The following is a 14,097-nucleotide window of genomic DNA, read 5'->3' as shown; positions in this document are numbered from 1 at the left end:
CAGCCGGATTCGGCTATCAGGTATTCAGCCTTCCGCGCTTCGCAGGATGCGGGTAACCAGCTCGCGCCAGGACTCTGCCAGCCGCTCGGGTGAAACATGCTGGCCGCGGACAGCGTGCAGGAGCCGTTCCGGTTCCAAGGTGGCGCTGAGGGACATGGCCATCAGCCACGGGTCCGCGTCAAAGCCCGCCGAACGCAACAGGTACTCGATGTGCCGGTGCCACAGCACTGCCGGCGGGGCCTCGAACCTGTTGTGCAGGGATGCTTCAGCCGCTCTCGCCAGCTCGCCGTACTCCATGACGTAGCGGATGCGTTCGGCGCCGAAGGCGATCAGCCGTTCCAGCGGCGGCGCTCCGGGCCCCAGGGGCGGCGGTCCGAACATGAAGCGGCCCTGGAATTCGGCCTCAGCGTCGCTGAGCAGGGTCATCATGAGCCCGGCCCGGTTGCCGAAGCGGCGGAACACAGTTCCCTTGCCCACGCCTGCCCGCTCCGCCAGCTTGTCCATGGTCAGGCCGTCGGCCCCGCATTCCTCCACGAGCTGCCGGGCAGCACACAGGAGCAGCTCCCGGTTGCGGGCAGCATCGCTGCGTTCCGCCCCGGAGGCAGAAGATCCCGGCGCGGACCCGGCACCAGGCGCGGATCCGGAACGGATTGGGATGAGGCTCACAAAAAATATTCTAGACCCGGGAATAGTATCCGGACCGTAGTCCGTTTAGTCTGGGTGAAGGCACCAAACGCCTCCAAGAACCACTCGCCGCGGAGCGTTCCGCGGCAGGACCCAAGGAGTTCACATGTCCAAGAGCACCGTACTCGCACTGGTGGGAAGCCTCCGCGCCGACTCCCACAACCGCAAGCTTGCCGAAGCCATCCAGCTGAACGCCCCCGAACACATCGAGATTGTGATCCACGAGAGCCTGGGCAACATCCCGTTCTACAACGAGGACATCGACGTCGAAGGCCAGGTCCCCGCCGCCGCCACCGCCCTGCGCGAGGCAGCCGGCCAGGCCGACGCTTTGCTGCTGGTCACCCCTGAGCACAACGGCACCATGCCCGCCTCGCTGAAGAACGCCATCGACTGGCTGTCCCGCCCGTTCGGCGCCGGCGCCCTCGCCGGAAAGCCCACGGCCGTCGTCGGTACCGCCTTCGGCCAGTTTGGCGGCGTCTGGGCCCAGGACGAGGCCCGCAAGGCCGTCGGCATTGCCGGCGCCCGCGTTTTGGAGGACGCCAAGCTCGCCGTCCCCGGCTCCATGGTCCGCTTCGCGGAAACCCACCCGAAGGACGACGCCGAGGTTGTCGAGCAGATCAAGGGCCTCTTCGATGCCCTTGCCGCCGTCGAGCCTGCCGGCGCAGCCGCCTAAGCAGCGCCTTCCCTTCCGCACGCCCCGGCCTTCCGCTGCACTGGAGGCCCGGGGCGTGCGGCGTTTCCGGGCACGGTGCAGGGCAGCCACGGCAGCTGCAACCAATCCGTGACTGAGCTGCGGCCAAACTGACACCCGGGCAGCGTTCCCCGGCCCGGCGCCCCGCCGTAACGTTGAGGTACGGGGCGTGCCGGGGCAGGGAGTGCGGTGCAGTCATGAAGTCAAGCTGGGGAGTCAGACCGCTGACTACGGCGGTTGCCGCCTTCTGCCTGACACTCCCCCTGTGGCTCGCCTCCTGTGCCCCCTCCCAGAACGTGTACGACGCCGGGCGCTCCCCTGCGGCGGCACCCGAACCGCGCCCGGCGCCTCCGGCCAGCCTGCCCGGCGCGGGCTCCGGCCTGGCTTCCGGTTCCGGCACCAAAGGCGAGGGAACGGTGGCAGGGGTTTCTGAAGCCGTTCCTCCCACCGGCACGGCGTCGGCAGTCCCCGGAGGATCGGACCCCGGCGGCCAGACGGCCGGCGCCCCCGCCGCCGGTGGATCAGGGCCGGGCGGGCCTCCGTCCGGCGGCCTCGGCATCCCCGACCCGCAGGCACAGCTGCCGGGCGAAGCCGGACAGCAGCCGGCTCCTGCTTCCGGTGCCGCAGCCGGCCCGGCTTCCGCCGGCCCCACAGCGCCGGGTTCCACAGCACCGGGTTCTACAGCACCGGGTTCTGCGCTGCCCGGTTCCACGTCGCCGGGGACTGGAACAGGCACTGCTGTCTACTACGTGGCGATCGATGACGGCGGGAGGTCCGGCGTGCGCTTCGGCTGCAATGACAGCCTGGTGGCGGTCCGCAACGCGGACTCCTCCATCAGCGAGCCGCTGCAGGCCGCCATGAGCAGGCTGCTGTCCGGTCCGGACGCACCGCCGGCGAGCGGGCTGTACAACGCGCTGTCAGCGTCCTCGCTCCAGTACGTCTCCGGCTACCTCGACGGCACCACTGTGGTGGTGAACCTGACTGGCGCGGTCCAGCCCGGCGGCGTCTGCGATCTGCCGCGGATCGAAGCGCAGCTCACCCATACGGCCGTCACGGCCGTGGGGGCCGTCCGGGCGGAGATCTATGTCAGCGGCGTGCCGCTGGCAGAAGTTCTTGGCCTCCGTTAGCCGTCCTGCCGGGTGAACAGGGCATCCATGTCGGCGTGGCTCGGTGCCCCGGCAAGTTCCGACCAGTTGCCGTCGCCCAGGACTTCGGCCGCCACGCGGGAGACCGTAGCATATGCCGCTTTGGCCGCATTGCCGCCGATGCTGACCCGCCGCACACCGGCGTCGTGCAGTTCGCCCACCGACGCCGAACCGACGCCTGCGAGGGCATTCACCGGCGCAGGTATCCGCCGGCTGAGTTCATGCAGGACGTGCAGATCCGTCACGCCGGGAACGAAAATGCCGTCGGCCCCCGCGGCAAGATAACCCTCGGCCCGCGCCAGGGTCTCGTCGAAGGCGGAATCCCCGAACTGCCCGGAAAGGTACGTGTCCGTCCGGGCATTGATGAAAAGGTGGACGCCGGAGTCCGCCGCGATGCTGCGGACGAGACGGATGCGGCGGGCCTGCTCGCCGATGGCCGTGAGGCGGACACCGCCCGAGTCTTCGAGGTTCACTCCCACCGCGCCGGCCTCGAGCACAGCCGCCACGGTCTGCCGGAGCCGGCCGTCGTCGAAGCTGCCGTCCGAGCCCGCATACCCGGATTCGATGTCGGCCGTTACCGGGACGCCCGTGGCCGCGGCAATCCTGCGGAGCACGTCGAATGCCAGGCCCGGCGGCATGTGGCTGCCGTCAGGGAACCCGAGGCTCCAGGAGATGGCCGAACTCGAGGTGGCAATGGCCCGCGCGCCCGCCTTCTCCACCAGGCGCGCCGATGCCGCATCCCACACATTCACGAGCACCAGGGGAACGGCGCCGCCCTCGTGCATGCTGCGGAAGGCGTCCGCCCTGGCGGACTGCGATGCGGCAGACTGCGACGCTGCAGACTGCGATCCTGCTGGCTCTGACATTGCGGGTGAGGGCTCGGGTGACGTCATGGCTCCATTCCATGCCTTGTGGCGTCGGAGGTAAAGCCGTGGGCGGGTCCCAGCCTGGAAAACCAGCACATTCTTTCGTCAACAGCTGTTGCCTAACCAGCAACCAAAGGCTGTACTCTGGGACTGTGACCCACGAGACACTCGACGCCGCCGCAGCCGTCCTCCCCGCCGAAGCCATTGACGCCATCGAGCGGGCCGCGACATCAGCCCACCGCCACGACGAACTCTTCTCCGAGCGCGCCGCGAACATCAAGCAGTCGGCGGTCCGGGACGTTTTCGACATCTCCATGCGGCCGGGCCTGGTGTCGCTGGCCGGCGGCAGCCCCTACCTGCAGTCCCTGCCCCTCGACAGGCTCGCCCGCACAGCCTCCCGGATCATCGCCGAGGACGGCCTCACGGCTCTTCAGTATGGCGGCGGCCAGGGCACGGAGGAACTGCGAACGCAGATCTGCGAAGTCATGGCCGCGGAGGGCATCCTGGACGCCAGGCCGGAGAACGTGGTGATCACCGCCGGCTCGCAGTCCGCGCAGGACGTGGCCACCAAGGTGTTCTGCAACCCCGGCGACGTGGTCCTCGTAGAGGAACCCACTTACGTGGGGGCGCTGAACACGTTCGAGGCCTACCAGGTCCAGGTGGAGGCCGTTCCCATGGACGACGACGGCCTGGTGCCTGAGCTTCTCGAGGCCAGGATTGCGGCGCTCCAGACCGCCGGGAAAAACATCAAGTTCCTCTACACCATCCCCAACTTCAACAACCCGTCAGGCATCACACTGGCAAAGGAGCGCCGGCAGCAGATCGTGGACATCTGCCGCCGTGCCAACATCCTGGTGCTTGAGGACAACCCGTACGGCCTGCTGAGGTTCGACGGCGAGCCGCTGGCACCGCTGCGGGCAGGCAACCCCGACGACGTCATCTACATGGGCTCGTTCTCCAAGATCTTTGCCCCGGGCCTGCGCATCGGCTGGGCCCTGGTTCCGGCCCACCTGCAGCGGCGCTACTACCTGGCCTCCGAAGCGGTGACGCTCTGCCCGCCGACGCTGAACCAGATGCTCGTCTCGGCCTACCTTCGGGACTACGACTGGAAGGGCCAGATCGAGACGTACCGCGGGCTGTATGCGGAGCGCTGCCACGCAATGCTGGCGGCGCTGGAGGAGCACATGCCGGAGGGGCTGAGCTGGACCAGGCCGCAGGGCGGGTTCTTCGTGTGGGTGACGCTGCCCGAGGGCGTGGACACCTATCCCCTGCTCCAAAAAGCGATCGATGCCGGCGTCGTCTTCATTCCCGGCGCCGCCTTCACGCACTCGGATGAGCCGTCCAACAAGCTCCGCCTGGCGTTCAGCGCGGTTCCGCCGGAGGCCATTACCGAGGGTGTACGGCGCCTGGCACCGGTGCTGCAGGAGGCCATAGACGCGCTGGCCTAAACTGGAGCAGCGAACGGACCAGCAAGCCTTATTCACGGTATTCAAAGGAGAATCGCCATGGCGGGAACCATCATCGTGGGTGTTGACGGAAGCGCGACCGCCCACAAGGCGGCGGAAGTGGCGCGGGATTTGGCCGCAGCGTTGGACGCCCGGCTCCACGTCGTGTCCGCGTTCGACACCGACCGGACCGAGGTCTTCGGCAGCGGCAGTGACAAATGGATCGTGTCAGACGCCGGGGAAGCCGAAAAGGTGGCCCGGGATGTGGCGGCCGGCCTGGCCGGCGGCGGGCTGAACATCACGTACGCCGCGGCGCGGGGCAAGCCGGCCGAGGCCCTGGTCAGGGAGGCGGACCGCCTCGAGGCGAAGATGATCGTGGTGGGAAACCGCCGCATGCAGGGCTTGGGACGCGTGCTGGGCAGTGTGGCCAACAGCGTCGCCCACAGTGCCTCCTGCGACGTCTACATCGCAAACACCTACGGAGCGGATTAACCGGAGCCAGCCCGGCACAGTACAGCCTGATTTGACGCGGATCACCCGGGCGGGTGGGCAGTCTCACCCCGTTTTCCGGCAATCCGGCATGCCTCGAAAGATAAAATTGGAGGTGCCCCCGATGGTGCGGACAACCCAAAAACTACCTTTCAGGGGAATACTGTGCTTACACTCCAGCGGCGCCACCTCGTCGGCCACGACATCCTCCTCGCCCGCCACGGCAACCACATCAGCGCCATGCGCGTGGACCGCTCTGCCGGCCGCGTCATCGCCCTCCTCGACGATGGCACCGTGGACAGCGCCCCCAACGTCATCTCCCCCGATCTGCAGCTGCCGGAGACGCTGAAGAGCGTCGTGCGCGAGGACTGGAAGTTCCTCACGCTCGTGAGCACCGGCATCGCTGCCGTATGTGGCGTCATGCTGGCCGCAGCGGTGAGCATGGCCGGCCTGTCCACCGATCCGGCCATGGCCCAGCTGCTGGCCAACTCCTACGCCGCCTACTAAGCCTCAGCCGAGCCGGACCAGAAGCTCGCGCAGCAGCCACCAGAGCCCGGCGGTGACACCGCCGCCCACCACGGCACCGGCAACAACCTGCGCCACCGTATGGGCGCGCAGCACCACCCGGGACCAGGCGACGGCGGGAACCAGCAGCAGCAACGGCAGCCACTGGACGCCCAGGATCAGCACCGAGATGACCGTTGTCAGTGCGATGGCACCGGCATGCCCGCTGATTTTCCAGAACAGGCTGATGACGGCGAGAACCACCACGCCGCCCACGATCGCGAGCACCACCACGATGACGCTGTAGGGGGCGTTGATGGCAAGGAGCACGGCCAGCCCCGCCAGCAGTGACACCACCGACATGGCCAGCACCGGAGCCCGTTGCCTGCGGTCACTGACGTGGTGGTCCGTCACCTTGCCCAGCCGGACCAGGAGAACGACGGCGGCCAGCGGCAGCACGCATACAAACAGCACCGCCACCGCGCCGAACCAGACGGTGCCCGGATAGCCTGGTTCCATTGCCGGGCTGAGGAGCAGCAGCAGCCCCACAGTGATGGGCGGCTGAAGGGCCTCCGTGATGACCCTGGCCACGCGGTTCTTCACTCGGATGCTGACGATCCCGCGATCCTCGTCCATGGGAACCCCGTCCCTGCCTGTCCGGTCCATCCCCCTTTTCCCGGAGGGTACCCCGCCGGGCCCCCTTCCGTCGAGCAGGCCGTGCAGTCGGGCAGGGCGGGCGGCCTGGCGGGCTAGTCGAGCAGCAGTGCCGGCTCTTCCAGGATGGCGGCGACGTCGGCCATGAAGCGGGCTGAGAGGTCGCCGTCCACGACGCGGTGGTCAAAGGATCCGCCGAGCGTGGTGATCCAGCGCGGAATGACCTCGCCGTCCAGGACCCACGGCTTTTGCTTGATGGTGCCGAACGCCACGATGGCCACTTCGCCCGGATTGATGATCGGGGTACCGGTATCGATGCCGAGGGCGCCGATGTTGGTGATGGTCAGGGTGCCGCCCTGCATCTGCGCGGGCTGGGTCTTGCCGGCACGTGCGGTGGTGGCGAGCTCGTTGAGGGCCAGCGCCAGTTCCTTGAGGGACAGGTCCTGGGCGTTCTTGATGTTCGGGACCATCAGCCCGCGGGGGGTGGCCGCGGCGATGCCCAGGTTCATGAAGTGCTTGATGTGGATTTCGGCGGAGTCGCTGCCGTCCGCGTTGTCCACCCAGGTGGCGTTGACGCTGGGGTTCCGGGCCGCCGCCCAGATGACTGCCTTCGCCAGGATGAGCAGCGGGGAGACCTTGATGCCCTCAAAGTCCCGCGAAGCCTTGAGCCGCTTGACGAATTCCATGGTGCGGCTGGCATCCACATCCACGAAGATGCTCACGTGCGGCGCGGAGAATGCCGACTCCACCATGGCCTTCGCGGTGGCCTTGCGGACGCCCTTAACCGGGATCCGCTCGATCCGCTGCTCCTGCGGACGGCCTGAAGTTCCCCAGAAGGTGTCGGCCTTGTCCACCTCCGCATCACGCTGGGCCTGGTAGCTGACCAGGTCCTCGCGCGTCACCTCGCCGCGCGCGCCCGTGGCCACGACGTCGGCAAGGTCGATGCCCAAGTCACGGGCAATCTTGCGCACCGGCGGCTTGGCCAGCACCCTGTTCATGAGTCCGGAGATGGCCCCGCCGAGGGTCGGCTTCCCGGCCTCGATGGCGGGAGTCCACTCCGGCCGCCGCGTCACGGCATGCCCCGTCACCGGCCCGGCGCTGGCCGGACCGTCCGAGAGCACTTCCTCGGCGGACCGGGGCTGGACAGGTTCGACCTCCGGAGCACCGTGCATTGTGTCTGCCGGAATCGCTGTCCGCGTCAGGCGCGGGCGCCGCTTCACGGCGTCGGCCTTCGGACCGGAACCCACCAGCGGTCCGGCGGCAAGGCCGCCGGCGGCAGCTCCGCCGTCGGCCGGGAGCTTTCCGTACATCGGCGCAGACTCATCGGCCTGGACCGCCGGCAAAGGAGCGTCGGCTGGCGTGGGGTCACCGTGCATCGTGTCAGAAACGCTGATGATGGCAGTTCCGACGTCGACGGTCGCACCTTCCGGGACCAGCAGCTCGGTGACGGTCCCGGCAAAGGGAGACGGCAGTTCCACCAGGGACTTGGCCGTTTCGATCTCGCACAGGACGTCGTTGATGGCCACCTCGTCGCCGGGCTTGACCTTCCACGAAACGATCTCCGCCTCGGTCAGGCCCTCACCGACGTCGGGGAGGTTGAACTTGTTAAGCGTCATGGGATCCTCGGATTCGAAAGCTCGGGCCCTCCGGGAGATGCGGAGGCTTTTGTGGGCAAGAGTCTGCAGGCGCTGGTGTGTGCCGGCCTCAGTACGCGAAGGTGCGGTCCAGCGCCTCAAGGATGCGGTCGATGTCCGGGAGGTAATCCTCTTCGATCTTCGCCACGGGGTACGGCATATGGAAGCCGCCCACCCGGATGACCGGCGCTTCCAGCGACAGGAAGGCCCGTTCGCTGATCCGGGCGGCGATTTCGCCGCCGATGCCGCCGAAGGTGGGAGCCTCATGCGCCACGACCAGCCGTCCCGTTTTCTTGACGGAGGCTTCGATGGCGTCGAAATCGATCGGCGAGATGGAGCGCAGGTCGATCACCTCAATGCTGTGCCCGTCCTCCGCCGCGGCGTTGGCGGCGGCAAGGGCCACAGGGACGAGCGGGCCGTAGACCACCACGGTGGCGTCGGTTCCCTCCCGGACCACGTGGGCCTTGAACGGATCCTCGGACAGACCGGCGGACTCGGTGTCCACCTCGCCCTTGAGCCAGTAGCGGCGCTTGGGTTCGAAGAAGATCACCGGGTCCTGGCAGTTCACGGCTTGCTGGATCATCCAGTAGGCGTCGTGGGGGTTGGACGGGGTGATGATGCGCAGCCCGGCGGTGTGCGCGAAGAGCGCTTCCGGTGATTCGGAGTGGTGCTCGATGGAGCCGATGCCGCCGCCGTAGGGGATGCGGATGACCACCGGGACGGTGAGGTTGCCGTTGCTGCGCGAGTGCATCTTGGCCAGCTGGGTGGTGATCTGGTTGAAGCCGGGGAAGACAAAGCCGTCAAACTGGATCTCGGCAACGGGCTGGTAGCCGCGCAGCGCCAGGCCGATCGCGGTGCCCACGATGCCTGATTCCGCGAGCGGTGTGTCCACCACGCGGTCCGGCCCGAACTCGCCGATCAGGCCGTCAGTGACGCGGTAGACGCCGCCGAGGGGTCCGATGTCCTCGCCCATGAGGAGCGACTTGGGGTTGTTGCTGAGCGTGGCGCGCAGGCCCTCATTGATGGCCTTGGCAATGGTCATGGTGGTCATCAGCGGCCCGCACCTTCTCCCTCGTCCTCGCCGGCAAAGCCCGCACTGTACTCTTCGAACCACGCCAGTTCCTCCGCCACGAGCGGGTGCGCCTCGACGTAGGTGTTGGCAAAGGCTGTCCTGATGTCCGGGGCGTCCGACTCGTAGGTGGACTTGCGGATGTAGGCGGCCAGTTCGTCGCCCTCGGCGGCAACCCGGGCGAAGAAGGCGTCGTCAGCCATGCCCTCGGCGCGGAGGTACTTCTCCAGCCGGTCCAGCGGATCCTTTTCCCGCCACAGGGCCTCTTCAGAGGACTCGCGGTACTTCGTGGGATCGTCTGCCGTGGTGTGGGCGCCCACCCGGTAGGTGAAGGCCTCGATCAGCACCGGACCGTTGCCCTGGCGCGCGTGCTCGAGCGCCCATTCGGTGACGGCGTGGACCGCCACGACGTCGTTCCCGTCCACCCGGATGCCCGGGAAGCCGTAACCCTTGGCACGGTTGGAGAGCGGGATCCGGGTCTGCACTGCGGTGGGAACGGAGATGGCCCAGTGGTTGTTCTGGCAGAAGAACACCACGGGGGCGTTGTAGGAGGAGGCAAAGACCATGGACTCGTGGACATCGCCCTCGGAACTGGCGCCGTCGCCGAAGTAGACCATGACAGCCGCCTTCGGTTCGGCTGAGCCGTCCACTCCCTGGACCGCAGCCAGACGCTGGTCGCGCTGGATGCCCATGGCGTAACCGACGGCGTGCGGAGTCTGCGCAGCCAGCACCAGGGTGTACAGGTGGAAGTTGGTGTCCTTGGGGTTCCAGCCGCCGTTGGAGACGCCGCGGAACTGCCGGAGCAGTTCGGCCAGGTCCACGTTGCGGGTCAGGGCGACGCCGTGCTCACGGTAGGTGGGGAAGATGTAGTCCTGCGGCTGGCTGGCCCGGCCGGATCCGATCTGCGCCGCCTCCTGGCCTGTCAGGGGAACCCACAGCGCCAGCTGGCCCTGCCGCTGCAGTGCCGTGGCCTCCTGGTCGAATCGGCGGATGGCAGCCATGTCCGCGTAGAAACCCCGGAGCCTTTCGGCATCGAGGCGGCCGGCGTACTCGGAGAACACGGGGTCCGTGCCCAGCGTGCCGTCAGGGCCCAGAAGCTGGACCATCTCAGCCGGAGGCGCGCCCAGGGCAGCCTCGGCCTGCGCCTCGAGCTGGTCGTCCAGTTCCGTTCCATCGAACTCGGTGGAGGGCAGATGTGCGCCCATACCGTCTCCTTGCCTGCCGCATCCGGATGCGTTGCAATGTCGCTGGGATATATGCCTCAAACGGAATGCATTCCCGGTGAGGCATATATATTTGGCTTACTGTTCCTTACTTTATCCGGCGTAGGTAGCCACGGCTGTTTGTTAAGCGCTAGGAACGCCGCGGCGGTTTTGTGTAAACCGCACAGAGCTCGAGGAACCGCGTGTTGGCTTCCACCTCGCCGATGCTGACCCGGACCCCCTCGTTTCCGAAGGCCCGCACTGACAGCGCCCGTTCCCCGGCGAGCTGGGCGAACTCCGCGCTGTTCTCGCCAAGCTCGAGCCAGACAAAGTTTCCCTGGGCGTCCGGAACAGTCCAGCCAAGGTCCCGCAGGCCTGCCGTCACCCGGTCCCTTTCATCCACCAGGCTTTGTACCCTTTCTACAACCTGGTCGAAGTTCTGCAGGGACACCACGGCGGCCTGTTCAGCGATCTGCGAGACCGCGAACGGGGTGGCGGCGACACGCAGGTGCTGGGTGAGCTGGGGCTGGGAAACGCTATAGCCAACCCGCAGGCCGGCGAGTCCGTGCGCCTTGGAGAACGTCCTGAGCACCACCACATTGGGGTATTTGCGGTACATGCTGATGCCGTCCACGGCGTCCCCGACCCGGACGAACTCCTGGTAGGCCTCGTCGATGACGACGACGACGTCCGAGGGAACGGCCTGGATGAACCGCTCGGTTTCCTCTGCCGTCAGGATGGGCCCGGTGGGGTTGTTGGGGGTGCACAGCAGGATCACCCGGGTCCGGGCTGTGACGGCTGCGGCCATGGCGTCCAGGTCATGCCGCCCGTCTGCGGTCACGGGAATCCGGACGCTCTCTGCCCCGGCCAGCCCGACGCAGATGGGGTAGGCCTCGAAGGACCGCCAGGCGTAGATCACTTCGTCCGGTTTTCCGTCGTCATTCTGGCCGGCGAAGGTGCTCAGCAACTGGGTGAGGGCGCCGAGGCTGCCGGCACCGGTGACGATATCCTCCGCCGGAACGTCGAGGAATCCGGCGAGCGCCGTGCGCAGCCTGGTGCTCAGCGGATCGGGGTAACGGTTGAAGTCGGTTTGCGCCGCAATGGCCTCCACGACGGCCGGAATGGGCGGCAGCGGGTTCTCGTTCGAGGACAGCTTGTAGCTGGCAAGGCCATCGACGGCGACGGGCGGCTTGCCGGCGGCGTAACGGGGCAGCCGGTCAACCACCGGCCGGGGCCTCAGGCCCCCCGCCGTAGTCTCTGAGGAAGTCATGCCACCTAGCCTATGCCCCTGACCGGCCGCCTGACCTTGGGGGTGTGACAGCATGGGCGCATGCGGTCTTTCATCATGCGCGTGATCATTAATGGCCTGGCGCTGTGGATTGCCAGCTGGCTTCTGCCCGGCCTGGATATCTCCACCACAGCCGCCACGGAAGCTGTGGCGAAGACCGGAGTGAGCCAGGGAACCGATGCCGCCGGCATCGTCCTCGCGTACCTGTTCATCGGGCTGATCTTCGGCCTGGTCAATGCCTTCGTGCGGCCCGTGGTCAGTTTCCTCGCCCTGCCCATCACCATCCTCACGCTGGGCCTGTTCACCGTCGTGATCAACGCCGCGATGCTCTACCTCACCTCCTGGATCAGCAGCTACACGCCCGTGCAGTTCACGATCGATTCGTTCTTCTGGACCGCCGTCCTGGCCGCCATCATCATCACGATCATTTCGCTGGTGGCAGACCGGGTGCCCGGCGCCCGCCACCGCTGACGGGCCCGCCACCGCTGACGCCCGCGGCACCACTGATACCGCCGCTGCCGCTGGCACCACCCCCGGGCAGGACGTGCCCGGGAAGCACTGCTCTGCCCGCGCCGGGCAGTGACAGCGGAGGGGCGGGCACCGCCGGCTGTGGCGCGCGGATCAGCTGGAAGCGGGTGGCGGTGGCTGCCCCTCCGGCCCCCACCACGCCGGCAAGTACGGCGGTGGACGCCACCAGCGAAGGGTCGGAACTCTCCGAGACAGCCCGGGCCCCCGCCTCATAGTTGGTCAGCCGGTGACCGGGGCCGAGGCCGGCGTCCTCGCCGGAAGGCGTCCGGACCAGCCCGTTCAGCGTTACCGTCACCCTGTCCCTGGTGTCCGGGTTGGGAAGGCCCTCGCTGCCCGGGACCCAGTCCTGCCGGTGCTCCAGATGCAGGCTGCTGACGCCGGGCTCCGGGGTTACCGCACCCACCGGCGATCCAGCAGTCAGCACGTACCTGAGGTCATACTCGGCCAGAAAGGCCTTGTCCCGGCTCAGGTTCATGGCGTGGATTCCACCCTGGCTGTACCCGACGGCCACCACCTGGTCCCCGGCTTCCGCGCCGGCCTGCCGCAGTGCGGAGCGGATGGCAGCGGCCGTGTACTCCGAACCGTACCCCAGCGATTCACCGACGCCGACCTCGTCGAAGGGGTTGGGGCCGCCCATGTTGCCGGGCTGGGTTCCGGGAATGATCACGATGAACGCGTCCCGTCCGCCGTTGGAAGTCTGGATGACCTCGATCTGTCCGCTCCCTGCATCCTCGACCGCCCCGGCCCGGGCCAGAAGACCCGCCGGGGATGTGTCCACGGCAGTGTCCGCGGATCCCTTCGCTGGTCCCGTGACCTGCACTGCCGTGACGGGCCGCGGCCTCAGATCCGGCCTCACCCTGTCCAGCAGCATCCTAAGGAGGACCGGCACGCTGGTCCCCCCGCCGGAGGCCAGGGCCATCCGGGCTGCGGCATCGATCTCGCCGGGCCGCGTGCCCAGGAGCGCGGCCAGGATCGCGCCGCCTTGCGGACGGTCGTTCCCGGTCATGGCTTCCGTGCTGGCCCTGTTCGGGCGCCAGTCCCCCGACAGGGCAAAGTCGGCCAGCCACCGCCCGGTCAGCCACGGGGCGTCGAGGCCGAGCTGCGCCACCAGCACGTTTGCGCCCTCCGCGGCGCTGTACTCCAGCTGGCAGGCGCGCACACTTCCGGCCAGGCGCTCCAGCTCCTCGCGCACCGCCGCCACGGAACGCTGCCCCTCCCAGACTGCAGTGAGGGCCTCCGCCCCGCTGAACGGCTCATCCCGCTGGTAGCTTCCCAGTTCCCCCCAGACCCTGTAGAGGCCCAGTTCCACCGCAGCCAGATCGCGTGCAAGCGCCTCGAGCCCCCGCGCCCCCGCATCCAGTTCCTCGAGCTGGAAGGAGATCCCGCCCACTCCGCCGCGCACGGACATCGTGCCGCCGGAGTTGGGCTCGACGGAACGTAGCTGCCCGGCTTCAACAGGTTGCCCGCCGCCTCCCGGAATCGTCCCCGACATCAGTAATCACCTGCGGCGGCCGGGAGGGCCGAGCGGGCAACCTGCACGGAGTGCCGCCGCACGGCGAGGGAGGCGGCAAGCGCTCTCTCCCGGGCCCGGGTAAGGGAAACGGCTTGCATCCCCAGGCTGGAGCGGTACGCCAGCCCTGCGGGTGACTGCCAGTCCATCAGCTGGAGCTGCCTAAACCTGGCCTGCACGGCATCGACCTGTTCCGCGCAGGCCTCCACCCGCCCGGCCAGCAGCTGGACCTCATAGCTGCGCGACGAACATGCCGCGGCGTCCGCTGCCGTGACGCTGCCTGCCGGGACGCTGGCGCTCATTCGGATACCCCCAATCCTGCGGGGCCGGCGCTCCGGCACCGCCCCTTCCGCAATTCCTGACCACGACGCTAAGGTGCAGTACCGCG

Annotated in this window: 15 protein-coding genes; 6 read left to right on the top strand and 9 right to left on the bottom strand. The window is 68.0% G+C overall.

Going from position 1 to position 14,097, the window contains the following annotated elements; translation table 11 throughout:
* Positions 1–24: 24 nt before the first annotated feature.
* Entirely contained in the window at positions 25–666 is a 642-nt protein-coding gene (locus tag BWQ92_RS11075) for a TetR/AcrR family transcriptional regulator (RefSeq protein ID WP_377958136.1), read from the bottom strand.
* A 124-nt stretch (positions 667–790) separates the two neighbouring features.
* On the opposite strand from BWQ92_RS11075, the gene BWQ92_RS11070 reads away from it, so the two are divergent.
* A complete protein-coding gene (locus BWQ92_RS11070) occupies positions 791–1,357 on the top strand; it encodes an NAD(P)H-dependent oxidoreductase (protein ID WP_076799559.1) in 567 nt (188 codons plus the stop codon).
* A gap of 215 nt (positions 1,358–1,572) precedes the next feature.
* Positions 1,573–2,502: a GerMN domain-containing protein gene (locus tag BWQ92_RS24305; protein ID WP_236783176.1), complete on the top strand. Its 930-nt coding sequence runs from the start codon at positions 1,573–1,575 to the stop codon at positions 2,500–2,502.
* On the opposite strand, the gene BWQ92_RS11060 is transcribed toward BWQ92_RS24305, so the two are convergent.
* Complete coding sequence (locus tag BWQ92_RS11060) at positions 2,499–3,413, bottom strand: isocitrate lyase/PEP mutase family protein (protein WP_083706282.1); 915 nt, start codon at positions 3,411–3,413, stop codon at positions 2,499–2,501. The genes BWQ92_RS24305 and BWQ92_RS11060 overlap by 4 nt on opposite strands.
* Positions 3,414–3,538: 125 nt before the next feature.
* On the opposite strand from BWQ92_RS11060, the gene BWQ92_RS11055 reads away from it, so the two are divergent.
* The 3 genes from BWQ92_RS11055 to BWQ92_RS11045 all read left to right on the top strand — a co-directional run bounded on the left by BWQ92_RS11055 (position 3,539) and on the right by BWQ92_RS11045 (position 5,827).
* Positions 3,539–4,834, top strand: a complete 1,296-nt coding sequence (locus BWQ92_RS11055; protein WP_076799557.1) for an aminotransferase-like domain-containing protein — start codon at positions 3,539–3,541, stop codon at positions 4,832–4,834.
* 57 nt (positions 4,835–4,891) lie between these two features.
* Positions 4,892–5,323 (top strand): universal stress protein, encoded by a 432-nt coding sequence (locus BWQ92_RS11050; protein ID WP_076799556.1) that lies wholly within the window; start codon positions 4,892–4,894, stop codon positions 5,321–5,323.
* A 162-nt stretch (positions 5,324–5,485) separates the two neighbouring features.
* On the top strand, positions 5,486–5,827 hold the full coding sequence (locus BWQ92_RS11045) for a hypothetical protein (protein ID WP_083706281.1): 342 nt from the start codon (positions 5,486–5,488) through the stop codon (positions 5,825–5,827).
* A 3-nt stretch (positions 5,828–5,830) separates the two neighbouring features.
* Here the strand turns inward: BWQ92_RS11045 and BWQ92_RS11040 are convergent, their stop codons facing one another.
* The 5 genes from BWQ92_RS11040 to hisC form a co-directional block, all read right to left on the bottom strand.
* Entirely contained in the window at positions 5,831–6,460 is a 630-nt protein-coding gene (locus tag BWQ92_RS11040) for a phosphatase PAP2 family protein (protein WP_076803659.1), read from the bottom strand.
* Positions 6,461–6,573: 113 nt separating this feature from the next.
* Positions 6,574–8,094: a dihydrolipoamide acetyltransferase family protein gene (locus BWQ92_RS11035; protein WP_076799555.1), complete on the bottom strand. Its 1,521-nt coding sequence runs from the start codon at positions 8,092–8,094 to the stop codon at positions 6,574–6,576.
* 88 nt (positions 8,095–8,182) lie between these two features.
* Positions 8,183–9,163, bottom strand: a complete 981-nt coding sequence (locus BWQ92_RS11030) for an alpha-ketoacid dehydrogenase subunit beta (RefSeq protein ID WP_076799554.1) — start codon at positions 9,161–9,163, stop codon at positions 8,183–8,185.
* Positions 9,163–10,386, bottom strand: coding sequence for a pyruvate dehydrogenase (acetyl-transferring) E1 component subunit alpha (pdhA, locus tag BWQ92_RS11025; RefSeq protein ID WP_076799553.1), 1,224 nt, complete (start codon positions 10,384–10,386; stop codon positions 9,163–9,165). Before pdhA ends, BWQ92_RS11030 begins: the two co-directional genes overlap by 1 nt.
* Before the next feature lie 148 nt (positions 10,387–10,534).
* Positions 10,535–11,653, bottom strand: coding sequence for a histidinol-phosphate transaminase (gene hisC, locus BWQ92_RS11020; RefSeq protein ID WP_172804276.1), 1,119 nt, complete (start codon positions 11,651–11,653; stop codon positions 10,535–10,537).
* A 60-nt stretch (positions 11,654–11,713) separates the two neighbouring features.
* Here hisC and BWQ92_RS11015 point away from each other — a divergent pair, with 60 nt between their 5' ends.
* Positions 11,714–12,142 carry a phage holin family protein gene (locus BWQ92_RS11015; RefSeq protein ID WP_076799551.1) on the top strand — a complete coding sequence of 143 codons (429 nt, stop codon included), beginning with the start codon at positions 11,714–11,716 and terminating at the stop codon, positions 12,140–12,142.
* Here BWQ92_RS11015 and BWQ92_RS11010 read toward each other — a convergent pair.
* Both BWQ92_RS11010 and BWQ92_RS11005 read right to left on the bottom strand, forming a co-directional pair.
* Positions 12,096–13,691, bottom strand: a complete 1,596-nt coding sequence (locus BWQ92_RS11010) for a PE-PPE domain-containing protein (protein ID WP_076799550.1) — start codon at positions 13,689–13,691, stop codon at positions 12,096–12,098. The genes BWQ92_RS11015 and BWQ92_RS11010 overlap by 47 nt on opposite strands.
* Positions 13,691–14,011, bottom strand: a complete 321-nt coding sequence (locus BWQ92_RS11005; protein WP_076799549.1) for a hypothetical protein — start codon at positions 14,009–14,011, stop codon at positions 13,691–13,693. Before BWQ92_RS11005 ends, BWQ92_RS11010 begins: the two co-directional genes overlap by 1 nt.
* Between the last annotated feature and the right edge of the window lie 86 nt (positions 14,012–14,097).

The organism is Arthrobacter sp. QXT-31, assembly GCF_001969265.1.
Lineage (GTDB): Bacteria > Actinomycetota > Actinomycetes > Actinomycetales > Micrococcaceae > Arthrobacter.
This window is presented reverse-complemented; position numbering and strand designations above follow the sequence as displayed.

What these genes read in the sequence shown, in the direction of transcription:
- BWQ92_RS11050 (WP_076799556.1), top strand. Translation starts at nt 4,892, where the DNA reads ATGGCGGGAACCATCATCGTGGGTGTTGACGGAAGCGCGACCGCCCAC.
- BWQ92_RS11005 (WP_076799549.1), bottom strand. Translation starts at nt 14,011, where the DNA reads ATGAGCGCCAGCGTCCCGGCAGGCAGCGTCACGGCAGCGGACGCCGCG.
- BWQ92_RS11035 (WP_076799555.1), bottom strand. Translation starts at nt 8,094, where the DNA reads ATGACGCTTAACAAGTTCAACCTCCCCGACGTCGGTGAGGGCCTGACC.
- BWQ92_RS24305 (WP_236783176.1), top strand. Translation starts at nt 1,573, where the DNA reads ATGAAGTCAAGCTGGGGAGTCAGACCGCTGACTACGGCGGTTGCCGCC.
- BWQ92_RS11040 (WP_076803659.1), bottom strand. Translation starts at nt 6,460, where the DNA reads ATGGACGAGGATCGCGGGATCGTCAGCATCCGAGTGAAGAACCGCGTG.
- BWQ92_RS11060 (WP_083706282.1), bottom strand. Translation starts at nt 3,413, where the DNA reads ATGACGTCACCCGAGCCCTCACCCGCAATGTCAGAGCCAGCAGGATCG.
- BWQ92_RS11015 (WP_076799551.1), top strand. Translation starts at nt 11,714, where the DNA reads ATGCGGTCTTTCATCATGCGCGTGATCATTAATGGCCTGGCGCTGTGG.
- hisC (WP_172804276.1), bottom strand. Translation starts at nt 11,653, where the DNA reads ATGACTTCCTCAGAGACTACGGCGGGGGGCCTGAGGCCCCGGCCGGTG.
- pdhA (WP_076799553.1), bottom strand. Translation starts at nt 10,386, where the DNA reads ATGGGCGCACATCTGCCCTCCACCGAGTTCGATGGAACGGAACTGGAC.
- BWQ92_RS11030 (WP_076799554.1), bottom strand. Translation starts at nt 9,163, where the DNA reads ATGACCACCATGACCATTGCCAAGGCCATCAATGAGGGCCTGCGCGCC.
- BWQ92_RS11070 (WP_076799559.1), top strand. Translation starts at nt 791, where the DNA reads ATGTCCAAGAGCACCGTACTCGCACTGGTGGGAAGCCTCCGCGCCGAC.
- BWQ92_RS11010 (WP_076799550.1), bottom strand. Translation starts at nt 13,691, where the DNA reads ATGTCGGGGACGATTCCGGGAGGCGGCGGGCAACCTGTTGAAGCCGGG.